The 21,217-nt window shown below is 71.4% G+C and carries 17 protein-coding genes; 12 read left to right on the top strand and 5 right to left on the bottom strand.

Annotation, left to right across the window (positions count from 1 at the left end; translation table 11 throughout):
• Positions 1-57 precede the first annotated feature (57 nt).
• Both AB0A74_RS31170 and AB0A74_RS31175 read left to right on the top strand, forming a co-directional pair.
• Positions 58-3,255, top strand: a complete 3,198-nt coding sequence (locus tag AB0A74_RS31170; protein WP_358255070.1) for a GH92 family glycosyl hydrolase — start codon at positions 58-60, stop codon at positions 3,253-3,255.
• Positions 3,256-3,323: 68 nt separating this feature from the next.
• A complete protein-coding gene (locus AB0A74_RS31175) occupies positions 3,324-4,364 on the top strand; it encodes a monodechloroaminopyrrolnitrin synthase PrnB family protein (protein ID WP_358255072.1) in 1,041 nt (346 codons plus the stop codon).
• On the opposite strand, the gene AB0A74_RS31180 is transcribed toward AB0A74_RS31175, so the two are convergent.
• Complete coding sequence (locus tag AB0A74_RS31180) at positions 4,347-5,849, bottom strand: PLP-dependent aminotransferase family protein (protein WP_358255073.1); 1,503 nt, start codon at positions 5,847-5,849, stop codon at positions 4,347-4,349. The genes AB0A74_RS31175 and AB0A74_RS31180 overlap by 18 nt on opposite strands.
• A gap of 48 nt (positions 5,850-5,897) precedes the next feature.
• On the opposite strand from AB0A74_RS31180, the gene AB0A74_RS31185 reads away from it, so the two are divergent.
• The 4 genes from AB0A74_RS31185 to AB0A74_RS31200 all read left to right on the top strand — a co-directional run bounded on the left by AB0A74_RS31185 (position 5,898) and on the right by AB0A74_RS31200 (position 10,555).
• Positions 5,898-8,114, top strand: a complete 2,217-nt coding sequence (locus tag AB0A74_RS31185; RefSeq protein ID WP_358255074.1) for a GH92 family glycosyl hydrolase — start codon at positions 5,898-5,900, stop codon at positions 8,112-8,114.
• Between the two features lie 110 nt (positions 8,115-8,224).
• A complete protein-coding gene (locus AB0A74_RS31190; protein ID WP_358255075.1) occupies positions 8,225-9,136 on the top strand; it encodes an ABC transporter ATP-binding protein in 912 nt (303 codons plus the stop codon).
• On the top strand, positions 9,133-10,176 hold the full coding sequence (locus tag AB0A74_RS31195; protein ID WP_358255077.1) for an ABC transporter permease: 1,044 nt from the start codon (positions 9,133-9,135) through the stop codon (positions 10,174-10,176). Before AB0A74_RS31190 ends, AB0A74_RS31195 begins: the two co-directional genes overlap by 4 nt.
• A gap of 61 nt (positions 10,177-10,237) precedes the next feature.
• Positions 10,238-10,555, top strand: a complete 318-nt coding sequence (locus tag AB0A74_RS31200) for a DUF3817 domain-containing protein (protein ID WP_358255079.1) — start codon at positions 10,238-10,240, stop codon at positions 10,553-10,555.
• A gap of 10 nt (positions 10,556-10,565) precedes the next feature.
• On the opposite strand, the gene AB0A74_RS31205 is transcribed toward AB0A74_RS31200, so the two are convergent.
• Both AB0A74_RS31205 and AB0A74_RS31210 read right to left on the bottom strand, forming a co-directional pair.
• Positions 10,566-11,594, bottom strand: a complete 1,029-nt coding sequence (locus AB0A74_RS31205) for a phosphotransferase (RefSeq protein ID WP_358255081.1) — start codon at positions 11,592-11,594, stop codon at positions 10,566-10,568.
• A gap of 71 nt (positions 11,595-11,665) precedes the next feature.
• Complete coding sequence (locus tag AB0A74_RS31210; protein WP_358255082.1) at positions 11,666-12,169, bottom strand: MarR family transcriptional regulator; 504 nt, start codon at positions 12,167-12,169, stop codon at positions 11,666-11,668.
• A gap of 44 nt (positions 12,170-12,213) precedes the next feature.
• Here AB0A74_RS31210 and AB0A74_RS31215 point away from each other — a divergent pair, with 44 nt between their 5' ends.
• The 3 genes from AB0A74_RS31215 (at position 12,214) to AB0A74_RS31225 (ending at position 14,417) form a co-directional block, all read left to right on the top strand.
• Positions 12,214-12,516 carry an MTH1187 family thiamine-binding protein gene (locus tag AB0A74_RS31215; protein ID WP_358255084.1) on the top strand — a complete coding sequence of 101 codons (303 nt, stop codon included), beginning with the start codon at positions 12,214-12,216 and terminating at the stop codon, positions 12,514-12,516.
• A 25-nt stretch (positions 12,517-12,541) separates the two neighbouring features.
• Positions 12,542-13,387 (top strand): hypothetical protein, encoded by an 846-nt coding sequence (locus tag AB0A74_RS31220; RefSeq protein WP_358255085.1) that lies wholly within the window; start codon positions 12,542-12,544, stop codon positions 13,385-13,387.
• Between the two features lie 67 nt (positions 13,388-13,454).
• Positions 13,455-14,417, top strand: a complete 963-nt coding sequence (locus AB0A74_RS31225; protein WP_358255087.1) for a tetratricopeptide repeat protein — start codon at positions 13,455-13,457, stop codon at positions 14,415-14,417.
• 49 nt (positions 14,418-14,466) lie between these two features.
• Here the strand turns inward: AB0A74_RS31225 and AB0A74_RS31230 are convergent, their stop codons facing one another.
• Together AB0A74_RS31230 and AB0A74_RS31235 are read right to left on the bottom strand one after the other, a co-directional pair.
• The gene (locus AB0A74_RS31230) at positions 14,467-15,906 is read right to left on the bottom strand and encodes a neutral zinc metallopeptidase (RefSeq protein WP_358255088.1); all 1,440 of its coding nucleotides are present in this window, start codon (positions 15,904-15,906) and stop codon (positions 14,467-14,469) included.
• Between the two features lie 122 nt (positions 15,907-16,028).
• Positions 16,029-17,402 (bottom strand): neutral zinc metallopeptidase, encoded by a 1,374-nt coding sequence (locus tag AB0A74_RS31235; protein WP_358255090.1) that lies wholly within the window; start codon positions 17,400-17,402, stop codon positions 16,029-16,031.
• 163 nt (positions 17,403-17,565) lie between these two features.
• Here AB0A74_RS31235 and AB0A74_RS31240 point away from each other — a divergent pair, with 163 nt between their 5' ends.
• The 3 genes from AB0A74_RS31240 to AB0A74_RS31250 all read left to right on the top strand — a co-directional run bounded on the left by AB0A74_RS31240 (position 17,566) and on the right by AB0A74_RS31250 (position 21,067).
• On the top strand, positions 17,566-19,125 hold the full coding sequence (locus AB0A74_RS31240; protein WP_358255092.1) for a discoidin domain-containing protein: 1,560 nt from the start codon (positions 17,566-17,568) through the stop codon (positions 19,123-19,125).
• Positions 19,125-20,324, top strand: coding sequence for an MFS transporter (locus tag AB0A74_RS31245; RefSeq protein ID WP_358255094.1), 1,200 nt, complete (start codon positions 19,125-19,127; stop codon positions 20,322-20,324). Before AB0A74_RS31240 ends, AB0A74_RS31245 begins: the two co-directional genes overlap by 1 nt.
• 218 nt (positions 20,325-20,542) lie before the next feature.
• Positions 20,543-21,067 carry a hypothetical protein gene (locus AB0A74_RS31250; protein WP_358255096.1) on the top strand — a complete coding sequence of 175 codons (525 nt, stop codon included), beginning with the start codon at positions 20,543-20,545 and terminating at the stop codon, positions 21,065-21,067.
• Positions 21,068-21,217: the final 150 nt, after the last annotated feature.

A 21,217-nucleotide genomic window follows, 5' to 3' on the forward strand; every position in this document is an offset into this window, starting at 1 on the left:
CCGCAAGGATCCGGTTACTGGATGCCTTGGACAGCGTTGTCAACCCGAGGAGGTCTCGTGAAGACGGCACTGGTCGCGGCGGCGGCCGTAGCACTCGCGGTGCTCCACCCGGTCCAGGCGGACGCCCAGTCGGAGGACCCGGCGCGCTGGGTCAACCCGTTCGTCGGCACCCAGCCGGGTGGACCCGACCACGGCACGGGCGGCGGCGCGGGCAACAACTTCCCGGGCGCGGACGTGCCGTTCGGGATGGTCCAGTGGAGCCCGGACACCGTCACCCGCCAGCACGGCGGCTACTCCTACCAGGACAACCGGATCAAGGGGTTCAGCCTCACGCACCTGTCCGGCGCGGGCTGCTCGACCTACCAGGACGTCCCGATCATGCCGTTCGTCGGCGAGGTCACCACCTCCCCGGCGACGGACCCGGCCCGGTACGTCTCGACGTTCTCCCACGCCAACGAGTCCGCGACCCCCGGCTACTACGGCGTCACCCTCGACAGCGGCGCGAAGGTCGAGCTGACCGTCACGCAGCGCACCGGCGTCGGCCGCCTGGCGTACCCCGGTGGGGCGACCTCGACGCTGCTGGTCAACACGTCCGGCTCGATCGCGGGCACGGACGACGCCGAGGTCACCATCGGCACCAACACCATCAGCGGCTGGGCCACCAGCGGCCGGTTCTGCGGCGCGGACCACCGCTACCGGGTGTACTTCCACGCCCGGTTCGACCAGCCCTTCGCCACCCACGGCACGTGGAAGAACGGCGCGGTCACCCCGGGCCGGACGCAAGAACGCGGCGGCTCCGGCGTCCGCGACACCGGTGACGCGCCGAAGACCGTCGAGCAGAAGCGCACGGTCGTCGCGCAGGACACCACGGTCTCCGGCCCCGGTTCCGGCGCGTACGTGACCTTCGACGACCCGGACGTGACCATGCGCGTCGGCCTGTCGTTCGTCTCGATCGACGGCGCGAAGCGGAACCTGCGCGCCGAGAACGTGGGCAAGTCGTTCGACGCCGTCCACGCCGCCGCCCGCAAGGCCTGGAACGACCGGCTCAACCAGGTGAAGGTCACCGGCGGCACGGACGCGCAGCGCACCACGTTCTACACCGCGCTCTACCACTCCCTGTTGCAGCCCAACGTGTTCTCGGACGTGGACGGCCGCTACCCGGGCTTCGACGGCCGCGTCCACACCGCCGAGAAGGGCCACGCCGTCTACACCAACTTCTCCGGCTGGGACGTCTACCGCTCGGAAATGCAGCTGCTGTCCCTGCTCGCGCCGAAAGAATCGTCGGACATGGTCCGCTCGATGATGTTGTTCGCCGAACAGGGCGGCAGCTGGGACCGCTGGACCGTGGCCAACGGCTACACCGGCGTCATGGTCGGCGACCCGTACCACGTGATGGTGTCCAGCGCGTACGCGTTCGGGGCCAAGGACTTCGACGCGTCCAAAGCGCTCCTGCTGATGCTGCGCGGCGCGACGCAACCCACGCAGGGCTACGAGGAACGCCCCGGCCTGACCGACTACCAGACCCTGGGTTACGTCCCGATCGGCGCGCGCAACGTGTGGGGACCGCCCGCCACGACCCTGGAGTACACCACCGCCGACTTCTCCATCGCCGAACTCGCCCGCCGCCTCGGTGACGGCGCGACCTGGCAGACGTTCATGAAACGCGCCCAGTACTGGCAGAACCTCTACAACCCGGCCACCGGCTACCTCCAGGCACGCAACCGCGACGGCTCGTTCGTCGAACCGTTCACGCCCGGCAACCCGGACACGTGGGTCGAGGGCAACGCCGCCCAGTACACGTGGATGGTCCCCTACAACGCGCGTGGCCTGTTCACCGCGATGGGCGGCGACGTCGAGGTCCGCGAGCGGCTGGACTTCTTCTTCACCAAGCTCAACGCCGGACCGCACGAGCCGCACGCGTTCCTCGGCAACGAGCCGATCATGCACACCCCGTGGCTCTACAACTGGGCCGGCGCGCCCGACAAGACGCAAGCGGTCGTGCGCAAGGCCGTGGACGAGCTGTTCGGTCCCGGCCCGAACGGGTTGATGGGCAACGACGACCTCGGCCAGATGTCGTCGTGGTACGTGTGGGCGGCGCTGGGCCTGTACCCGGCGATCCCCGGCCGGGCGGAACTGGTCGTCAACAGCCCGCTGTTCCCCGAGGTCACCATCACCCGCCCGAACGGCAAGCCGATCGTCATCAAGGCGTCCGGCGAGGGCAAGTACGTCTCGGGGCTGACCCTCAACGGCCGCGCGCAGACCCGCACGTGGCTGCCGGAGTCGTTCGTGGCCGGCGGCGGCACGCTGGAGTTCGGCCTGTCCACCACCCCGACCGCCTGGGGCGCCGGACCCGCCGACGCGCCGCCGTCGTTCCGGGACGGCGAGATCGCCCAGCAGTCCTACGTCGAGCCCGGCCGGCTCGTGCTGCCCGCCGGCGGCAGCGGCACGGTCACCATCGGCGCGCAGGACTTCTCCGGCCGCGGCGGCGAGGTGGCCTGGACCGCCCAGCCGCCGCCGGGGATCACCCTGACCCCGGTCAGCGGCGAGGTCACCGTGCCGCCGGGGGAGAAGGCCGGGCAGGCGGTCACCGTGGCGGTGGCCGCGAACGCCGCCGAGCAGACCCACCGCGTGCCGGTGCTGTTCGGCAACGGCCAGCGCAGCACCATCTCCGTGCTGGTCGCCGAACCGGGCAGCCTGCGGGCGGCGTTCAACAACGTCGGCACCTCGCCCGACGACGACCAGGCCATCGGCAACTTCGACGGCGGCGGCTGGAGCTACTCGCGCAAGGCGCTGGCGGAGCAGGGGGTTGAGCCCGGGGCGGTGCTGACCTCGGACGGCATCGGCTACACCTGGCCGTCGTCGCCGGTCGGCGAGCCGGACAACGTCAACGCCACCGGCCAGACCGTGACGGTCAACGCCACCGGCACGAAGCTCGGCCTGCTCGGCAGCGGCGCGGGCGGCCGGTCGTCCGGGCGGCTGACCGTCACCTACGCCGACGGCACCACGCAGACCGCCGACGTCGGCTTCTCCGACTGGGCGTTGGGCGGCAACCCGTCCACACCGCCGTCGTTCGACAACCGCATCGTGGTGACCACGCCGTACCGCAACAACACCAGCGGCGAGGCGCAGCAACTCAAGGTGTTCGTGTTCGCCACCGCTCCCATCACGGTGGAGGGCAAGCCGATCCGGTCGGTGACGCTGCCCGCGTCGGTCACCGGCGGCACGTTCCACGTGTTCGCCATCGGCGTCGCCTGATTGGACCTGTTCGGCGGGCGTGGAATGGACCTGGAACCCCGTCGTGGCCGCCGAGCAGCATGGCGGTCATGACGGAGTTCGAGCGGTGGCTGGGCGAGGAGTTCGTCCGGCTCAACACGGTGTTCGAGGAGGCGTACTTCGCGGCCGGGCGGGAGCACGTGCCCGGCCTGGGGCAGGAGGAGGTCCTGCACGAAGGCGCGAAGCGGCTGCCCGACCCGGACGGCGACCGGTACCGGCTGCTCGGGTCGGTCGGGATGTACCTGGCGGCGTGCGCGCGGCACCGGGTGGAGGACGCTGAGGTGCTGGCCCCGGCGTGGACGTTGGCGACCCGGCTGGGCACGTCCCTGGGCGTCGCGCCGCGGTACGTGTTCGCCCACCAGAGCCTCGCCGGGTTCCGCACGTTCACCTCGCTGCCTGACGAGCAGGCCTTCGTGCGGCAGAACGGGTTGGCGGTGGTCGCCTACGAACGCGCGGCCCACGCGCTGCGCACGATCACCGGCATGGGCGTGGCCGACCCGATGGTGGAGTACCTGTTGCGAGACGCGCGACAAGCCCTTGAGGACGTCCTGGAGTTCAACCGCGGGCTGGCCGAAACCGTTGACCCGCAACGGTTCTACCTCGGCATCCGGCCGTACTTCCGGCCGCACCGCGTCGGCGCGCACGTCTACCGGGGTGTCAACGCCGGTGACTTCGCGGCCGTCAACGAGATCGACCTGCTGTTGGGCCTGTGCCGCGCCGACGACCCCTTCTACCAGCGGATCGTGGCCGACAAACTCCCTTACGTGCCGCCGGACCACCAGGCCCGGTTGCACATGGCAGTCCTGGCCGAACCGCTGCTGCACCGCTTCCTGCGCGAACCCGTCCACGCCCTCCTGTTCCTGGACGTGTGCAAGGCCCACGGCGCCGCCTACGCCCTGCACCACGGCCGGCTGGTCAAGCCGTTCCTGGAGGCGCAGGCGGGTGGGGCGCAGGACGTGACGGCCAGCGGCCCGCCGTTGAGCGTCGTCGTGGCGGAACTGGCCCACTTGGTGGACCTCCGCACGGCGAGGCCGCGGGCGGGCGCGTTCGGCGCGCACGAGGAGCTGCGGCGGCTAGCCCAGCTCGCGTAGCGCCTTGCCGATCGCCGCGACGCCCTCGGCGAGGACGGTCGCCGGGTTGGCCGCGTACCCGAGCACCAGACCGGGCCGGGTGGGGCGTTGGGCGTGCCAGGACAGGGGTTGGGCCTTCACCCCCAGCTCCAGCGCGGCCGCGGCCACCGCGGTGTCCGGCACGTCCCCGTCGAACGTCACGGTCAGGTAGAGACCGGCCGCCACGCCGTGGACCCGTGCGCCCGGCAGGTGCTCGGAGATCGCGCGGGTCATGGCGTCACGGCGGCGGACGTGCCGGCGGCGCAACAGCCGCAGGTGCCGTTCCAGCTCACCGGAGTCCATGAGTTCGGCCAGCACCAGTTGCGGCAGGGCGGTGCTGCCCAGGTCGGCGAACCGCTTGGCCGCCACCGCCGCCTCCCGGTACCGCTCGGGCACCAGCATCCACCCCGTGCGCAGGGCGGGGGCGAGCAACTTGGAGACGCTGCCCAGGTAGCAGACCCGGTCGGGCAGCGCGGCCCGCAGCGCCGACACCGGCGGCCGGTCGTACCGGTGCTCGGCGTCGTAGTCGTCCTCCACGACCAGCCCGCCCCACCGCGCCAACTCCCGCCGCCGGGCCGCGTCCAGCACCACCCCGGTCGGGAACTGGTGCGCGGGCGTCACGAGCACCGCGTCCGCGCGCAGCTCCGACACCCGCAGCCCGAGGTCGTCCACCGGCGCCGGCGGGGTGGCCAGGCCGTGGTGGTTCAGGTGCTGCCGGACGCCCAGCGACCCGGGGTCCTCGACCGCGATCTCCCGGAACCCGTCGCCCCGCAACACCTCGGCCAGCAAGGCCAACGCCTGCGCGACACCGGTCACCACGACCACCTCGCCCGGGTCGGCGGCGATCCCGCGCGTGCGCGCCAGCCACCGGGTGACGGCGACCCGGAGGGCCGGCACGCCACGCGGGTCGCCGTACCCGAGGTCACCGGCCCCGAGGTCGGCCAGCACGGCCCGTTCCGCCCGCAGCCAGGCGGCCCGGGGGAAGGCGGAGAGGTCGGGAACACCGGGCGAGAGGTCGATCCGGGCCGGGGCTTCGCGCAACACGTCGAACACGTCCGCGCCCGGCACCTCGGGGAACATCACCACCCCGCCAGCCACCGCGCCACCCGAACCCCTGATGCCCGGTCGCGTCGCCACCGCGCCACCCGGACTCCCGACGCTCGTCCGCGCCGCCACCGCGCCACCCGAAGCCGCACCCGGCCGCGCGGGCACCGCGACCACCACCGTCCCCGCCCGGCCCCGGCCGGTGACGTGCCCTTCCTCGGTCAGCCGCCGGTAGGCCTCGGTCACCACCCCGCGCGACACGCCCAGTTCGGCGGCGAGGACCCGGGTGGCGGGCAGCCGCTCGCCCGGGGCCAGCCGGCCGTCGGCCAGCGCGGCCCGCAGCCGTGCCGCCAGCCAGTCCGCCAAGCCCCGGGCCGGGGCGTCGGCGGCGTCCAGCTGCAGGAAGTCCGAACCGGTCGCCACCTGGCCAGACTATGCCGCGGGCAAGCGTCGCGTCCTATGGTGGGACGGGTGACGACTGATCCCGTGCGCGCGGTGAACACGTTCATCGGCACCAAGGACGACGGCAACACGTTCCCGGGCGCGTCCATGCCGTTCGGGATGGCCCACTCCAGCCCGATCGGGTCGCACTACGCCGGGTACCGCTACGACGACCCGGTGATCCGGGGGTTCGGGCACTTCTTCCTGTCCGGCGCGGGGTGCTGGGAGCAGGGCGGGCTGGTGTCGGTGCTGCCGGTCGACCGGGTGCCGCGGGTGTTCGACCACCGCCGCTACGGGGCCCGGTACAGCCACGAGGGCGAGGTCGGGGAGGCCGGCTACTACCGCGTCCGCCTGGACGGCGGCATCACGGTCGAGAGCACGGCGACGCTGCGCACCGGGGTCGAGCGGTTCACCTTCCCGGCCGGCGTCACCCCGCACGTCCTGGTGAACGTCGGCCAGGCCAACGACAAGGAGCCGGTGTTCGCCAGCTCCATCCGGGTCGTGGACGACCGCACCCTCGCCGGTTCCGTCACCTCGCAGGCGTTCTGCGGCGGCAAGCCGTACACGACGTACTTCACGACCACGTTCGACCGCCCGTTCACCAGGACCGGCAACTGGGGCGGCGCGTCGGGCGGGTCCGGGCTGCGCGGCCAGTGGGTGGCCTTCGCCGACGGGCCGGTCACCGCGGCGACTTCGTTGTCCCACGTCGACGCGGACGGCGCGGACCGCAACCTCGCCGAGGCGCGGGGGAAGTCGTTCGACGCCTTGCGGGAGGCCGCCCAGGAGTCCTGGCGGACGGAGCTGTCGTCGGTGGAGATCACCGCCGAGTCCGCCGACGACGCCACGGTCTTCTACACCGCCCTCTACCACGTGTTGCTGCAACCGTTGACGGGCAACGACATCGACGGCCGGTACCGGGGCTTCGACGACCGGGTCCACACGGCCGACGGATGGACGTACTACGAGTACTTCTCGCTGTGGGACACCTACCGCGCCCACAACCAACTCCTCGCCCTCCTGCGCCCCGAACGGGCCCGGGACGTCGCCCGGTCGCTCCTCGCGATCCACGAGCAGGGCGGCTGGCTGCCGCGGTGGGCCTACGCCAACCAGGAGACCAACACGATGACCGGCGACCCGGTCACCCCGTTCCTGGTGGACCTGTGGCGGTTCGGCGCGCTGGACGGGCTGGAGGAGCAGGCCTACCGCGCGTTGCTCCAGAACGCCACGCTGCTCCCGCCCGCCGCGTCGCCGTTCGAGGGGCGGGCCGGGGTGGAGTCCTACCTGGCCAACGGGTTCGTGCAGTTCGACCCGCAGCACCGCAAGAAGGGGCAGGACGTGGACCCGCACCACGGCGCGTCCGCCACGTTCGAGTACGCGCTGGCCGACGCGTCGCTGTCCCTCATGGCGGAAGCGTTGGGGCACAAGGAGGACGCCGCGGCACTGCGCCGGCGCGGGCTCAACTACCGGACGCTGTGGGACGCGTCGGTGACCGACCGCAGGTTCACCGGGTTCCCGCGCCCGAGGACCGCCGACGGCCGGTGGCTCGCGGAGTTCACGCCCCAGGGGCAGGACGGGTTCCACGAGGGCACGGCGTGGCAGTACCAGTGGCTGGTGCAGCAGGACGTGCCCGGCCTGGTGGACCTGTTGGGTGGCGCGGAGCGGGCCGCCGCCCGCCTGGACGACTTCTTCGCCTACCCCGACCTGGTGGCCGACCCCGCGCGCACGGTCCGCGAGAAGTGGGTGGTGGGGCCGTACAACTACTACAACCAGTTCCGCTACAACCCCAACAACGAGCCGGACCTGCACGCGCCCTGGATGTACGTGCTGATCGGGCAGCCGTGGAAGACCTCGGCGGTCAACCGGGCCGCGCAGACCCTGTTCGTCAACGCGCCCAACGGGGTCACCGGCAACGACGACCTCGGCACCATGTCCGCCTGGTACGTGTTCAGCGCCCTCGGCCTGTACCCGGCGGTCCCCGGCACCGGCCGGTTCCTCTTGCACGCCCCGCGCTACCCCCGGGCCACCCTCCACCTGGCCGACGGCTCCCTCACCATCACCGCGCCCGACGCCACGCCCACCCGGCTCCAGTACATCCGCGCGGTCACGCTCAACGGGACGGCCCACGACAACACGTGGATCGACCACGAAGACCTGGTGGCCGGGGCGGACGTGGACGTGGCGCTCACCGACGACCCGGCCGAAGCCGACTGGGGCACCCCGCCGCCGTCACCCTGCGCGGGCGGCTGACCGCGCAGCGCGAGCGGCGTCATACGAAAGCATCGCGGACTGATCTACTTTGGTGGTCGGCACGCCGGAAACCCCGTGCGAAGTCGTTCGCCGGGCTTACGGTGCGCGGCATGACTGGGGAGAGAGCGGCGGTCGTGGTCAGCGACATCCGCAAGCACTACGGCGACCTCAAGGCGGTGGACGGCGTCTCGTTCACCGTCGCCGAAGGCGAGTTCTTCGGCATCCTCGGCCCGAACGGGGCGGGCAAGACCACCACGCTGGAGATCGTGGAGGGGCTGCGCAAGGCCGACTCCGGCCGGGTGCGCCTGCTCGACGAGGACCCGTGGCCGCGCAACCCCGCGCTGCTGCCCCGGATCGGCGTGCAGCTCCAGGCGTCCAGCTTCTTCGAGAAGCTGACCGCCAAGGAGCAGTTGGAGACCTTCGGCTCGCTCTACGGCGTGCCCGCCAAGCGCGCCGCCGAGATGCTGGAGCTGGTCGGGCTCACCGACAAGGCCGACGTGCAGGAGAACAAGCTGTCGGGCGGGCAGCGGCAGCGGTTGTCCATCGCGTGCGCGCTCGTGCACGACCCGGACGTCGTGTTCCTCGACGAGCCGACCGCCGCGCTGGACCCGCAGGCCCGGCGCAACCTGTGGGACGTGCTGCGCGCCATCCAGCAACGCGGCAAGACCATCGTCTACACCACGCACTACCTGGACGAGGCCGAGATCCTCTGCGACCGGGTGGCGATCATGGACAAGGGCCGGGTCCTCGCCATGGACGCGCCCGCGACCCTGGTCCGCGGCCTCGACGCGCCCACCCACGTGGTGCTCCAGCGCGGCGCGCTCACCGCGGCCGACGCGCGCGCGATCACCGGCGTGGACCAGGTGCAGGAGGACGAGGTGTCGCTGACCATCGCGACCCGCCGTCCCGCGCCCGTGTTGTCGGCGCTGGCCGAGCGGGGCACGCTCGACGGGCTCCAGGTCCGCACGGCGACGTTGGAGGACGTGTTCCTCGACCTGACCGGACGGGAGTACCGGGCATGACCGCGTTCAAGAGCCTGTCCGCCGCGATGGTGAAGGGCTTCCTGCGCGACCGGATGACCCTGTTCTTCGCCTTCGTGTTCCCGCTGATGTTCCTGGTCGTGTTCGGCCTGCTGTTCCGCGACTCCGGCGCGGACCGGACCAGGGTCGCGGTCGTCGGCGACGGCCCGGTGGTCACCGCGCTGTCCGAGTCCGGCGCGCTGGAGCTGGAACGCCACGACGACCTCGAAGCCGCCCGGCGCAAGGTGGACGACGGCGACCTGCCGGCCGTCGTCGTCGCGCGCGGCGGCGCGGTGGAGCTGGTGTTCGCCGCCAGTGACCAGACCCGGGCGCAGACCGTGCTGGGCATCGTGTCGGGCACGGTGGACAAGGTGAACCTGGCGGCGACGGGCACCACGCCGGCGTTCACGTTCAAGGCCGAACCGGTCGAGGACGCGACGCTCAAGCCGATCCAGTTCCTGACACCGGGCATCCTGTCCTGGGCGGTGTCGATCTCCGGTGTCTTCGGGGCGGCGCTGACGCTGGTGTCGTGGCGCAAGAAGCAGGTGCTGCGCCGGATCCGGTTGGCGCCCGTGGGCCCGACGGTGGTGCTGTCGTCGCGCATCCTGGTCAGCGTCGGGACGGCGGTGGCCCAGGGCGTGGTCTTCGTGGCGGTCGCGCTGACCCCGCTGTTCGGCCTGAAGCTGACCGGCTCGTGGTGGCTGGCCCTGCCGCTGCTGGTGCTGGGGACGACGGCGTTCTTCGCGATCGGCATGCTGGTCGGGGCGTTCTGCCGGACCGAGGAGGCGGCCAGCGGGGCGGCGAACATCGTGATCATGCCGATGGCCTTCCTGTCGGGCACGTTCTTCCCGCTGGAGAAGGCGCCGTCGTGGCTGCAGGTGGTGTCGAACGTGTTCCCGCTGCGGCACATGAACGACGGGATGCTGGACGTGCTGGTGCGCGGGAAGGGCGTCGAGGCGCTGCTGGTGCCGTCGGCGGTGCTGGTCGGCTTCACGCTGGTGGTCGGTTTCATCGCGGCCCGCGTGTTCCGCTGGGAGGACTGAGCCGGGGGCGGAAACGGACCCAACGGACAGGTGACCGGCATCACTCACCACAATGGGTGACATGCTTAGCAGCCCCGTTGGCCGTTTCCGCCTCTTCGCGCTCGCCGAGGCCGTGTCGTGGGCCGGTCTGCTGATCGGCATGTTCTTCAAGTACGTGGTCGTCGGCAACGAGATCGGCGTGAAGGTCTTCGGCCCGATCCACGGGGTGATCTTCGTCGGCTACGTGCTCGTCACGCTGATGCTCGCGCACCGGTGGAACAAGAGCACCACCGTGTGGGCGCTCGTGGCGAGCATCCCGCCGTTCGGCACCGTCCTGTTCGAGCGCTGGGCCGCGAAGAACGGCAAGCTCGACGAAGAGGGCCAGACCGAACAGGTGTGACCCGCGGGGGTCAGACCGCGAACGACCGGGCCAGCGCCAGGTGCTCCTCGGGGTCGCCCCGGTGGTAGACGCGCTCGCTCTCCTCGATGTTGTCGAGGAAGTGCTGGTAGACGCGGGCGCTGAGCAGGTGCGCCGCCGGTCGGGCGTGGCGGAGGGCGCTCGCGGGGTCGCTGTCGGGCCGCAACGCCAGCCACGACTCGCACCAGACCTGTTCGACGAGTTCGCCGACGGTCGGGCCGACGAAGTCGATCAGCTTCGCCGCGTCGAGCGCCGGGTGGCCCCAGTGCGCCTCGGCCCAGTCCAGGACGACGCCGGTGGACCGCCAGTTGCCCGGGTGGAAGTCACCGTGCAGCAGGGTCTGGGGCAGGCCGGACGACGGCACGTCGATCGAGTGCTCGCGCAGGCGGGGCGGGCCGGCGAGGGCGTGTTGCATCGCGACCCAGCGGGGCACCATGTGACGGATCATCTCGGGCGTGGGGGACCAGCAGTCGGCGCCCGGTGCGTCCTCCAGCAGGATGCGGCGGTCCTCGGCGGCCAGGACGCTCGGCACCAGCTCCGGGTCGACGGACCGCACCAGTTCGATGACCGGTCCTTCGGGCGACAGGAACGGCGGCACTTCCTTCGCCCAGACCGTTCCGCCCCTGGTGCGCAGCCGGTAGAGGCACGACAGGTTCCAGGTCTTGACCTGGGTCGGGGGTTCGACGCCGCGCACGTGGCCGTGCGCCCACTCCAGCAACGCGGCCGGCCCGCCCGGTCTGGCCCACGGCACGCGCAGCGGGTCGTCGGGGAAGTCGATCGGATCCACTGTGGACAGTGGAACGGGGGCGTGCGCCTCGACCTGGTAGGTGACCGTTCCGCCACGCATCCCCGTGCCGGTCGCGGAGACGAGCCGGAGCACGCTCGTGGGGACGCCGAGCTGCCGGTCGAGGTGCGCGGTGACCGGTTCGACGTCGTTCCACCAGGGGGACGGCACGGTGAACTCCGGCACGGTTCCCACGTGCCGGCCGCCTGCGGTCACCAGGGCGATCACGGTTCGCACGGCGCACAGGGTGGCCGACCGGGCGGGGTCCGGTCGAGCGGATTACCCGCGGCCGGCCCGCGCCGCGCCGGTCAGTCCTCGAAGTCGCCCACCGCGCGCCGGACCTTGGCGAGCAGGTCGGTCAACTGCTCGGTCTGCCGGTCGGTCAGCCCGCGCAGCCCGAACTCGACCTCCGTCACCGCCTCCGTCGCCGCCTCCCGCCGCGCGTGCCCGGCCTCGGTGATCTCCACCAGGGTCGTGCGCCGGTCGGTCGGGTGGGGGTTGCGCCGGACCAGCCCGTCCGCCTCCAGCCGGTCCACGATGTTGGTCACGCTCGTCGGGTGCAGCTGGAGGCGCTCGCCCATCACCCGCATCGGCAGGCTGCCGGTGCGCGAGAACGTGAGCAGCACCAGCGCCTCGAACCTGGCGAAGGTCAGGCCGTGCGGTTTGAGGGCGGCGTCCACCGAGGACTGGATGATCTGCTGTACTCGCATGACGCTCGTGACCGCCGCCATCGCCGTCGACGGTCCGATCCGCTTCTCCCACAGCTCGGCGGCGCGCGCGATGGGGTCGAACGGCAGCGGTCGGGACGTCATGCCGCCGAAGCTACCAGTGGGTACCCGACCAAGAGGAGGGAACTGTGCTCGTCGCGTTCAGCGTCAGCCCGCTCGGCGGGGAGTCCGACAGCGTGGCCGCGGCCGTCGCCGAGGCCGTGCGGGTGGTCCGCGAGTCCGGGCTGCCCAACCAGACCAACGCGATGTTCACGCTGGTCGAGGGCGAGTGGGACGAGGTGATGGCGGTGGTCAAGAAGGCCACCGAGGTGGTGCAGGCCACCGCGCCCCGGGTGAGCCTGGTCCTCAAGGCCGACATCCGTCCCGGCTACACCGGGCAGCTCACCGCGAAGGTGGAGCGGGTCGAGCAGCACCTGAACCCTTCCGAATAGTCGGACGTCCTACTAATTTGACCGCATGGACCCCCGTGCCCTGTGGTTGCGCTTCGAGACCTACCACGACGTCACGTACTTCACGCCGGAGTCCCGCGCGGTGACCGACGCGCTGGGCTGCAAGGGCGGCTGGATGGGCTACTTCGGCATGCGGGCGGCGCCGCTGGGCGCGGCGGCCCCGCGGACCGTGACGGCCGCGTTCTACAGCTTCCACCCGCGCAAGGTGGCCCGCGCGCTGCCCGACGCGTGGGAGGTGGCGTCGCCGGAACGCTTCCTCGCCGCCCGGCTGGAGGGCGTGGACGGGGCGTTGCGCCGGATGCTGCCCACCCTGGACGTCGGCGAGGCGGCCGAGCTGGCGCTGCGCGCGGCGGCTGCCGCGCCGACGGCCGGACGGGTCATGGGAGCGGCCAACGCCGCCCTGCCGGTGCCCGACGAACCGCACCTGGCGCTCTGGCAGGCGTGCACGACCCTGCGCGAGTCGCGCGGGGACGGGCACGTCGCCGCGCTCGTCGCGGCGGACCTGACGCCCTGCGAGACGCTGGTGCTCTTCGGCGCGGACAAGGGGCTGGACGCGTCCTACCTGCGGGAAGCACGCGGGTGGTCCGAGGAGGAGTGGGCCGGCGCGGAACGCTCGCTCGCCGAGCGGGGGCTGTTCGACAACGGCCTCACGCCGGCCGGCCGCGCCCTGCGCGAGGACGTGGAACGCCGGACCGACGCCGCCGCGGCCCACCCGTGGCGGGCGCTCGGCGCAGCCGACACCGCTCGCTTCGCCGACCTCATGACCCCGCTCGCGCTGGCGCTGGGGCGGCGCAACGACGCCATGCGCCGCAACCCGATGGCGATCGACCCGGTGGCCCAACTGGCGGGGTGACGACGGTCGCGGGCGCGTCCGGCCGGGCTGCCGTCGCGACCGGCCGGAGCCGTGCCAGGATGGGAGCGTGACAAGGCCAGACCCTCGCAAGTCCGCAGCACTGTCCGCCGCGCTCTCCGGGGCGGTCGACCTCGGCGCGCTGAAGGCCCGGGCCGACGCCGCCCGCCAGCGCGCCGCCACACCGCCCCCCGCCGCCGGCGCTCCGGCCGCCGAGGGGCCCAGCCCGTGGGTGCTCGACGTCACCGAGGCCACCTTCCAGTCGGTCGTCGAACGCTCGCTGGACGTCCCGGTCGTGGTCGAGCTGACCGCGTCCTGGAGCCCGGAGGCGGGCCAGTTGTCGCCGGTGCTGGAGAAGGCCGCCCGCGCGGCCGGCGGCGCGTGGCTGCTCGCCCGGGTCGATCTCGACGTGAGCCCGCGGGTGGGCCAGGTGTTCGGCGTGCAGTCGGTGCCGACCGTGGTCGCCGTGGCCGCCGGCCAGCCGGTGGACGCCTTCGCCGGCCCCCTGCCCGAAGCCGAGTTCACCCAGTGGATCAACCGCCTGCTCGACGCGCTGCGCGACCGCCTGCCCGGCATCCGCGCCGCCGAGGCCGGCCGGACCGGCGAGCCCGTCGCCGAGCCCGAGGACGAGCGCTTCACCGCCGCCGAGGACGCGTTCGAACGCGGTGACTTCGCCGCCGCCGAGGCCGCCTACGAGGCGATCCTGGCCACCGAGCCCGGCAACGCCGAGGCCAAGGCCGCCCTCGCCCAGGTCCGGTTCACCGCGCGCGCGGAGAACCTGAGCCCGGACGTCGTGGCCAAGGCCGACGCCAACCCCGACGACCTGGACGCCCAGCTCGCGGCGGCCGACGTCGAGCTGGCCACCCAGGACGTGGAGCGCGCCTTCAAGCGGTTGGTGGACACCGTGCGGCGGGTCTACGGCGACGACCGCGACCGGGTCCGCGAGCACCTGGTGGGCCTGTTCGAGCTGTTCCCGCCGGACGACGAGCGCGTCGCCAAGGCGCGCCGCAACCTCGCCAGCGCCCTCTACTGACCCCTCCCCGCCGTGGGCGCCGCCGTCGCGACGCCCACGGCCGGAGGGCCTACTCGGAGTACTTGCGGGTGCAGAGCCCGCTGCCGTCGAAGAACCCGTCCCGGAACGCCTCCACCCGGGCGAACCCGGACGGCACCACGGTCCCGTTGACGTCCGCCGCGATCAGGCTCCGGTCGGCGAGCAGCTCCGCCACCGCCTCGTCCAGGTCACCCGAGGACAGCCGCAGCTTGGCCTTGGCGTCGGTCGTCGTGCCCGCCCACGCGCCGGTCAGGCAGGCGGTCCGCAGACCCGCCGCGGGCCCTTCCAACGGGTAGCCCGTGGCCTTCTGGATGGACAGCGCGAACCGCGAGGCGATCTCCGCGAACGCCGCGAAGTCGCCGATCCCGCCCTTCTGGCCCCGCTTCGGCGGGGTGCCGATCTTCACCAGGTCCTGCAGGTCGATGCCGACCGTGTTGGTGGCCGGGCAGTAGGTCGCCGGGGAGGTCACCTTGGCGTTCGTGCAGGCCACGTCGCCCTGCTTGAACGTGGGCGGGGTCGCGCCGCTCTGGTTGAAGGCGTCGCGGAGGCTCTCTTCGAGCAGTTGCAGGTACTTGCGGTCATCGACCTTCAGGTTGCCCTTGCCCTGGCCGGTGTCCACGTCCTGCGCGTCGAACTTCTGCTGGGTGATGCGCTCCTTGATCTCCTGCTCGTCGATCTGCGCGCACCGCTTCGGGTCGCCCGCGAACCCGAACTGGAAGGCCGCCACCCGGTCGAACGCGCTGCCGTGCGCGCCCTGCTTCTCGGCGGACGTGCCCGCCGCGTCGCGGATGAAGAACATGGTCGCCAGCACCTGGTTCAGGCCGGGACCGGTGGAGATGCGGAAGTGCTTGGACTTGCCCTCGGCCACCCAGCGGAAGAAGTTGCCCGCGTAGCAGTCGGCCTGCTGCTCCTTGATGATCGACGGCGTGCCCTGGTTGACGCCGCCCTGCGCGCCGAGCTTGTACTGCACGGCGTGGCCCATCTCGTGCGCCAGCACGGTGACCACGGACATCGGGCCGAACGCGTCGTCCAGCATGGGGAGCAGGTCGCCGCGGTCCCAGGCGATGCTGTCGTCCAGCGAGCAGTAGAACGCGTTGGCGACCCCGGCGGTGTTGGTCCGGCAGATCTCCACGCCCGCGCCGGTCGAGTCGTAGGACACCAGGCGCTTGACCGGCTCGAACTTCTTGCCGTCGAAGTGCTCGGGCATCTTCTCGGCCCAGTACTCCTCGACGTCGGCGAGGGTGTTGACGGCGAGCCGGTCCATCTCGCCGCCGTCGGCGTTCTCCACGCGCAGGTCGGCGTCGGGCACACCGGGCTTGGGCCCGCTCTCGCCGGTGGTGATCTCCAGCCCGGCGACCTTGGTGACGTCGGGCTTCACCGCCTTGGCGACCCCGTCCACCGCCTGCGTGCACGCACTGGTCAACGCCGAGACCAGGACGAGCGCCGAAACCCCCACCAGCCGCCGACCCATCCCACGCCCCATCCACCGCCGAGCCGAACCACGAGCCATCCGCCCGAACCCTACTTAACGAGCCCGAGCCGCCGTGGCGGAACCACACCAACCACCCCACCGCCGAAGCGGACCGGACGGTTTTAGAACCCGCAGGCCGTCACGCCGGTGAAGACGCCGTTGCGGAAGACGTCCACCCGCTTGAACCCGGGATCGACGGCGTTCTCCCCGGACGCGTCCCGGGCCGCGAAGTCGTAGGCCAGCAACACCTGCACGGCCTCGTCCAGGTCACCCGGCGACAACCCGAACCCCTGCTGCCGCGTGAACACCTCGCGCGTGTAGGCCCCGGCCAGGCACAGCGCGCCCTCCGCCGCCTCGGCACCCTCGACCCGCAGCCCGGCCGACGACCGCGCCGCCAACCCGTACCGGCTGGCGAGCAACACGCCCGTCGCGTAGTCGCCGATCCGGGCGTGCAGCTCCGGCAGGTCCTCCGCCACGTCGACCTCGACCGACTTGTCCGCCGGGCAGAACGCCACCGGCCCCTGGTCGCCCGAGCACGTCGGCTCCTCGCGGACCGTGGTGGTCCGGGGCTCGGTCCACGTCTTGCCCTTGGCGCCCACCAGCGCCTTGTAGTAGTTGTTCAGGTCCGGCGCGATGGCGTCCAGCATCTCGTCGAACGGCAGGTTCCCGCCCCGCTCGCGGTCGTCGAGGCTGGTGAACGCCTGCTGCGTGAACGGCCGGTTCTGCACGGTCATCGCCGCGCAGAACTTCGCGTCCTTCAGGTAGCCGTCCTGGAAGGCCGACACCCGGTCGAACGCGTTGCCGTGGGCGGAGCTGTCCTCCGCCGACGTGCCGACCGGGTCGCGGAACGTGATCAGCGCGCCCAGGGCCGAGTCCAGCGTGTCCGTGCCGATGTCCAGGTGCTCGGACTTGCCGTCGTTGACCCACTTGATGAACGCGCCGGCGAAGCAGTCGGCCATCGCCTCGGTGAGGATGGTCGGGTACTTGTCCGGGTCGCGGCGCTCGGCCTCGGGGGTGATGCCCATGCGCCGCTGCACCGCGTGGCCCATCTCGTGCGCCAGCACGATCACCACGGCCGCGTCGCCGAACCGGTCCTTGAGCACCGGCAGCAACGCCGCCCGGTCCCACGCGATGGCGTCCGCGCTCGGGCAGTAGAACGCGTTGCCCTCCACGTCGCTGGCCTTCTCCGTGCACGGCGGCGGCTTGGCGGCCGGGTCGGAGGTGTCCACGGAGTAGATGCCGCCCTCGATGGGCTGCCACTTCTCGCCGAACGTGGCCGGGAAGGTCTCCTCCCAGAACTCGTCCACGTCGGTGATCGCGGTGGCCGCGAGCTGGTCGATGGGCCCGCCGTCGGTGCCCCGGATGAACCCGGTGTCCACCGCGCCCCCGGTCACGACCTTGCCCGCGACCGGTCGCCCGTCGACCAGTTGGGTGCACCCGGAAGCCACCAGGGCCACCGCCACGAGCAGGACCAGCCGAGCCGATGCGCGCCGCATCGGACCATTGTGCAGCCTCTCCACCCCTAAGGGGTCGTTACGGCACTTCCCGGTCGCACCGTTGACACCCCTGTTCGGCTCCGGTTAGCCTCCGTAATCGTAAACAACCTTTACGATTAACCGGAACCTTTCGGACCGCCGCCCCGGACCGCGAGGAGACCCCGTGCGCCGAGTCGCACCCTTCGCCGCGGCGGCGGCGCTGCTGCTGGCCATACCGCTGACGGCCGCCAGCGCCCCCGCCGACGTCCTGCTCTCGCAGGGCAGGCCCACCACCACGTCCTCGATCGAGGACCCGACCCTGGCCGGCCAGTTCGCCGTGGACGGCCGCTCCGACACCCGCTGGGCCAGCGCGCCCGGCCTCGACCCCCAGTGGCTCACCGTCGACCTCGGCGGCGCGGCCGAGGTCCACCAGGTGCTCGTGCACTGGGAGACCGCGTACGCGAGCCAGTACAAGGTCCAGCTCTCCACCGACGGCTCGTCGTGGACCGACATCAGCGGCCGGACCACCGGCGACGGCGACACCGACACCCACAGCGGGCTCAACGCCACCGGCCGCTACCTGCGCGTCCTCGGCACCCAGCGGGCCACCGAGTGGGGCTACTCGATCTGGGAGTTGGAGGTGTTCGGCGTCCGAGGCAGCGACGACACCACCCCGCCGAGCGCGCCCACCGGCCTCCAGGTCACCGGCACCACCGCCGGCAGCGCGTCCCTGGCCTGGGCGCCGGCCACGGACAACGTCGGCGTCACCGGCTACGACGTCCTGCGGGGTGGCGTCGTCGTCGGCACGACCACCACCACCTCCTACACCGACACGGGCCTGGCCCCGACCACCGGCTACGACTACACCGTCCGCGCCCGCGACGCCGCCGGCAACGCCTCCGCGCCCAGCAACCAGGTCCGCGCCACCACCGGCGCCGGCAGCGGCTCGTTCGTCATCGCCGCCGCGGGCGACATCGCCGAGCAGTGCACGGCGAGCGACCCGAACTGCGTGCACCCCAAGACCGCCCGGCTCGTCGAGCAGATGAACCCGGTCGCGGTGATCACCATGGGCGACAACCAGTACGACGACGCCCACCTGTCGGACTTCCAGAACTACTACGACACCACGTGGGGCCGGTTCAAGGCCAAGACCAAGCCCACGCCCGGCAACCACGAGACCTACTCCAGCCCGCCGCTGGCCGGCTACAAGGGCTACTTCGGCTCCATCGCCACCCCGCAGGGCAACACGTACTACTCGTGGGACCACGGCAACTGGCACTTCATCGCCCTGGACTCCAACCAGTCCAGCTCGTCCGGCTCGGCGCAGCTTGAGTGGCTCAAGCGCGACCTGGCGGCCAACACCCGCGGCTGCGTCGCCGCGTACTTCCACCACCCGCGGTGGAGTTCCGGCAGCCACGGCAACAACACCAGCGTCACCAACCTGTGGAACACGCTGGTGGCCAACAAGGCCGACCTCGTCCTCGGCGGCCACGACCACCACTACGAGCGGTTCAAGCCGCTGAACGCGTCCGGCAAGGCGGACGCGAACGGAACCCGCTCGGTCATCGGCGGGGGCGGCGGTGCACCGCTCTACAAGGTGTCGGCGAACCCGGCCATCACCGAGTTCGCCCGCTCCACGCACGGCGTGCTCAAGCTGACCCTGACCGACACCACCTACTCCTGGCAGTTCCTGGGCCTGGACGGCAAGCCGGTCGACAGCACCCCGACCTACACCTGCCACTGATGTACATCGCGACCGCACGGCAGGGAGCGGTCACCGGCGGACGGGGCCGGGTCGCGGGGAACGTCCTCGCGCTCGGCCTCGTCAGCCTGGTCACCGACGTCTCGTCGGAGATGGTGACCGCGGTGCTGCCCCTGTACTTCGTGGTGGCCCTGGGCCTGAGCCCGTTCCAGTTCGGTGTCCTGGACGGCCTCTACTCGGGCGTCACGGCCGTGGTGAGGCTCCTGGGCGGCCACGCCGCCGACCGGTGGCAGCGCCGCAAGGCCGTGGCGCTGACCGGCTACGGCCTGTCGGCGGTGGCCAAGCTCGGCTTCCTGACCGCCGCGTCCCCCTTGGCCCTGGGCGGCGTCCTGGCCGTGGACCGCACCGGCAAAGGCCTGCGCACAGCCCCACGAGACGCCCTGATCTCCCTGAGCAGCACCCCGGAAACCCTGGGGCGAGCCTTCGGCGTCCACCGCTCAATGGACACCATCGGCGCCTTCCTGGGCCCTCTGGCAGCGATGTTCGTCCTCTGGGCAAGCCTGGGCGACTACAACGCCGTCTTCGTGACCAGCTTCTGCACAGCCACCCTGGGCGTAGTCCTCCTGGCCGTCCTGGTCAAGGACGACCAATCGAAACCAATCCCTCGCCCACCCCTCAAAACCCTCTGGCACGGTCCCTTCCGTCGAACGGTCGGCTGGGCGGCCCTGCTGGGTGCCGTTGTGGTGGGCGACGGCTTCCTCTACCTGATCCTGCAACAACAACTCAAGCTGGACCCCGTCACCTTCCCCCTCCTGCCGCTGGGCACCGCAGCCGTCTACCTGCTCCTCGCGGTCCCGTTGGGCCGCCTAGCGGACCGCGTGGGCAGATGGCCCGTATTCATCGCCGGCCACGTGGCCCTGGCCGCGGCCTTCACCCTCCTCCTGACCCCGCACCCGAACGTGTTCGCGGTACTGGCCCTGCACGGCCTGTTCTACGCAGCCACCGACGGCGTCCTGATGGCCGCCGCAAGCCCTTTGCTACCCGCCGAACTGCGCACGAGCGGCCTGGCGGTCCTGCAAACGGGCCAGGCGTTGGCGAAACTGGTGTCTTCTGTCCTGTTTGGAGCGTTGTGGACGATCTGGGGAATGCACACGGCAGTGCTCACGTCACTGGCCACTCTGGGACTCGTACTCGCAGGCGCCTGCGTGCTACGGCCGTTGTCGCAGTCGCAACCCTCCTGATCGCGTGCGCGGTCACCTACGTCCTACACGCACGCGGAAGAACAGCCGAAGCCAAATCCTGCGACCGACACTCGCAAGCCCAGAACACCAAAGCCTGCCTAACGGCCCTGCCAGGCGTACCCCCCATGACGGAAATGAGGATAACGAACAACGGCAAAGAACAAACCCACGCGATCCCGGGAATCCCCAGCCGCCTACAGGTGTCGAGGTCGGGCAGAATGGTGTCCTGGACGGTCTTCGTCTCCGGCGACTCCTACAACACGGCAGGCTTCTCCACCCGAACCGGCATCCTGGACACCACCACAGACGAGATCCGGAAGTCGATCGAAGACATCCCCTTGACGATCAACAACACCCGCTACTACGCCCCGGATCTCAACTTCTGGGGCGTAACCTTCGCCCAAGACGACACCACCTTCTACGCCACGGCGGCGAGCAACAACCAAACCCACCTGATCAGGGCCAACTACGAAACCTGGGAAGCAACCGCCCTGAAAACCAACGTGGAATGCCCCTCCCTCTCCCCGGACAACACCCGCCTGGCCTACAAGAAGCGAGTCGAACCAGGCCCCTGGCGCCTACACGTCCTAGACCTGACAACAATGACCGAAACCCCGCTGGCGGAAACCAGAAGCGTAGACGACCAGGCAACCTGGCCAAACAACGACACAGTCGCCTACACCCTGGACAAACAACCCTGGCAACTCCCCGCCAACGGCACAGGCACCCCCACAAAACCCTAAACAACCGCAAACCTCGCTCTTCGGCGCGCAGCGCCGGCGGGCAGTCCACCGGAGGGGACACAACCCAAGCCGGGCTTCTTGCTTGTGTCATCTCCGTATGGCCCGCCCGAAGGGCTACCACACTTTTGGTCGGGTGCAGCCGAATTTTTT

This window comes from Saccharothrix sp. NPDC042600, assembly GCF_040647305.1.
Taxonomy (GTDB): Bacteria; Actinomycetota; Actinomycetes; order Mycobacteriales; family Pseudonocardiaceae; genus Actinosynnema; species Actinosynnema mutabilis.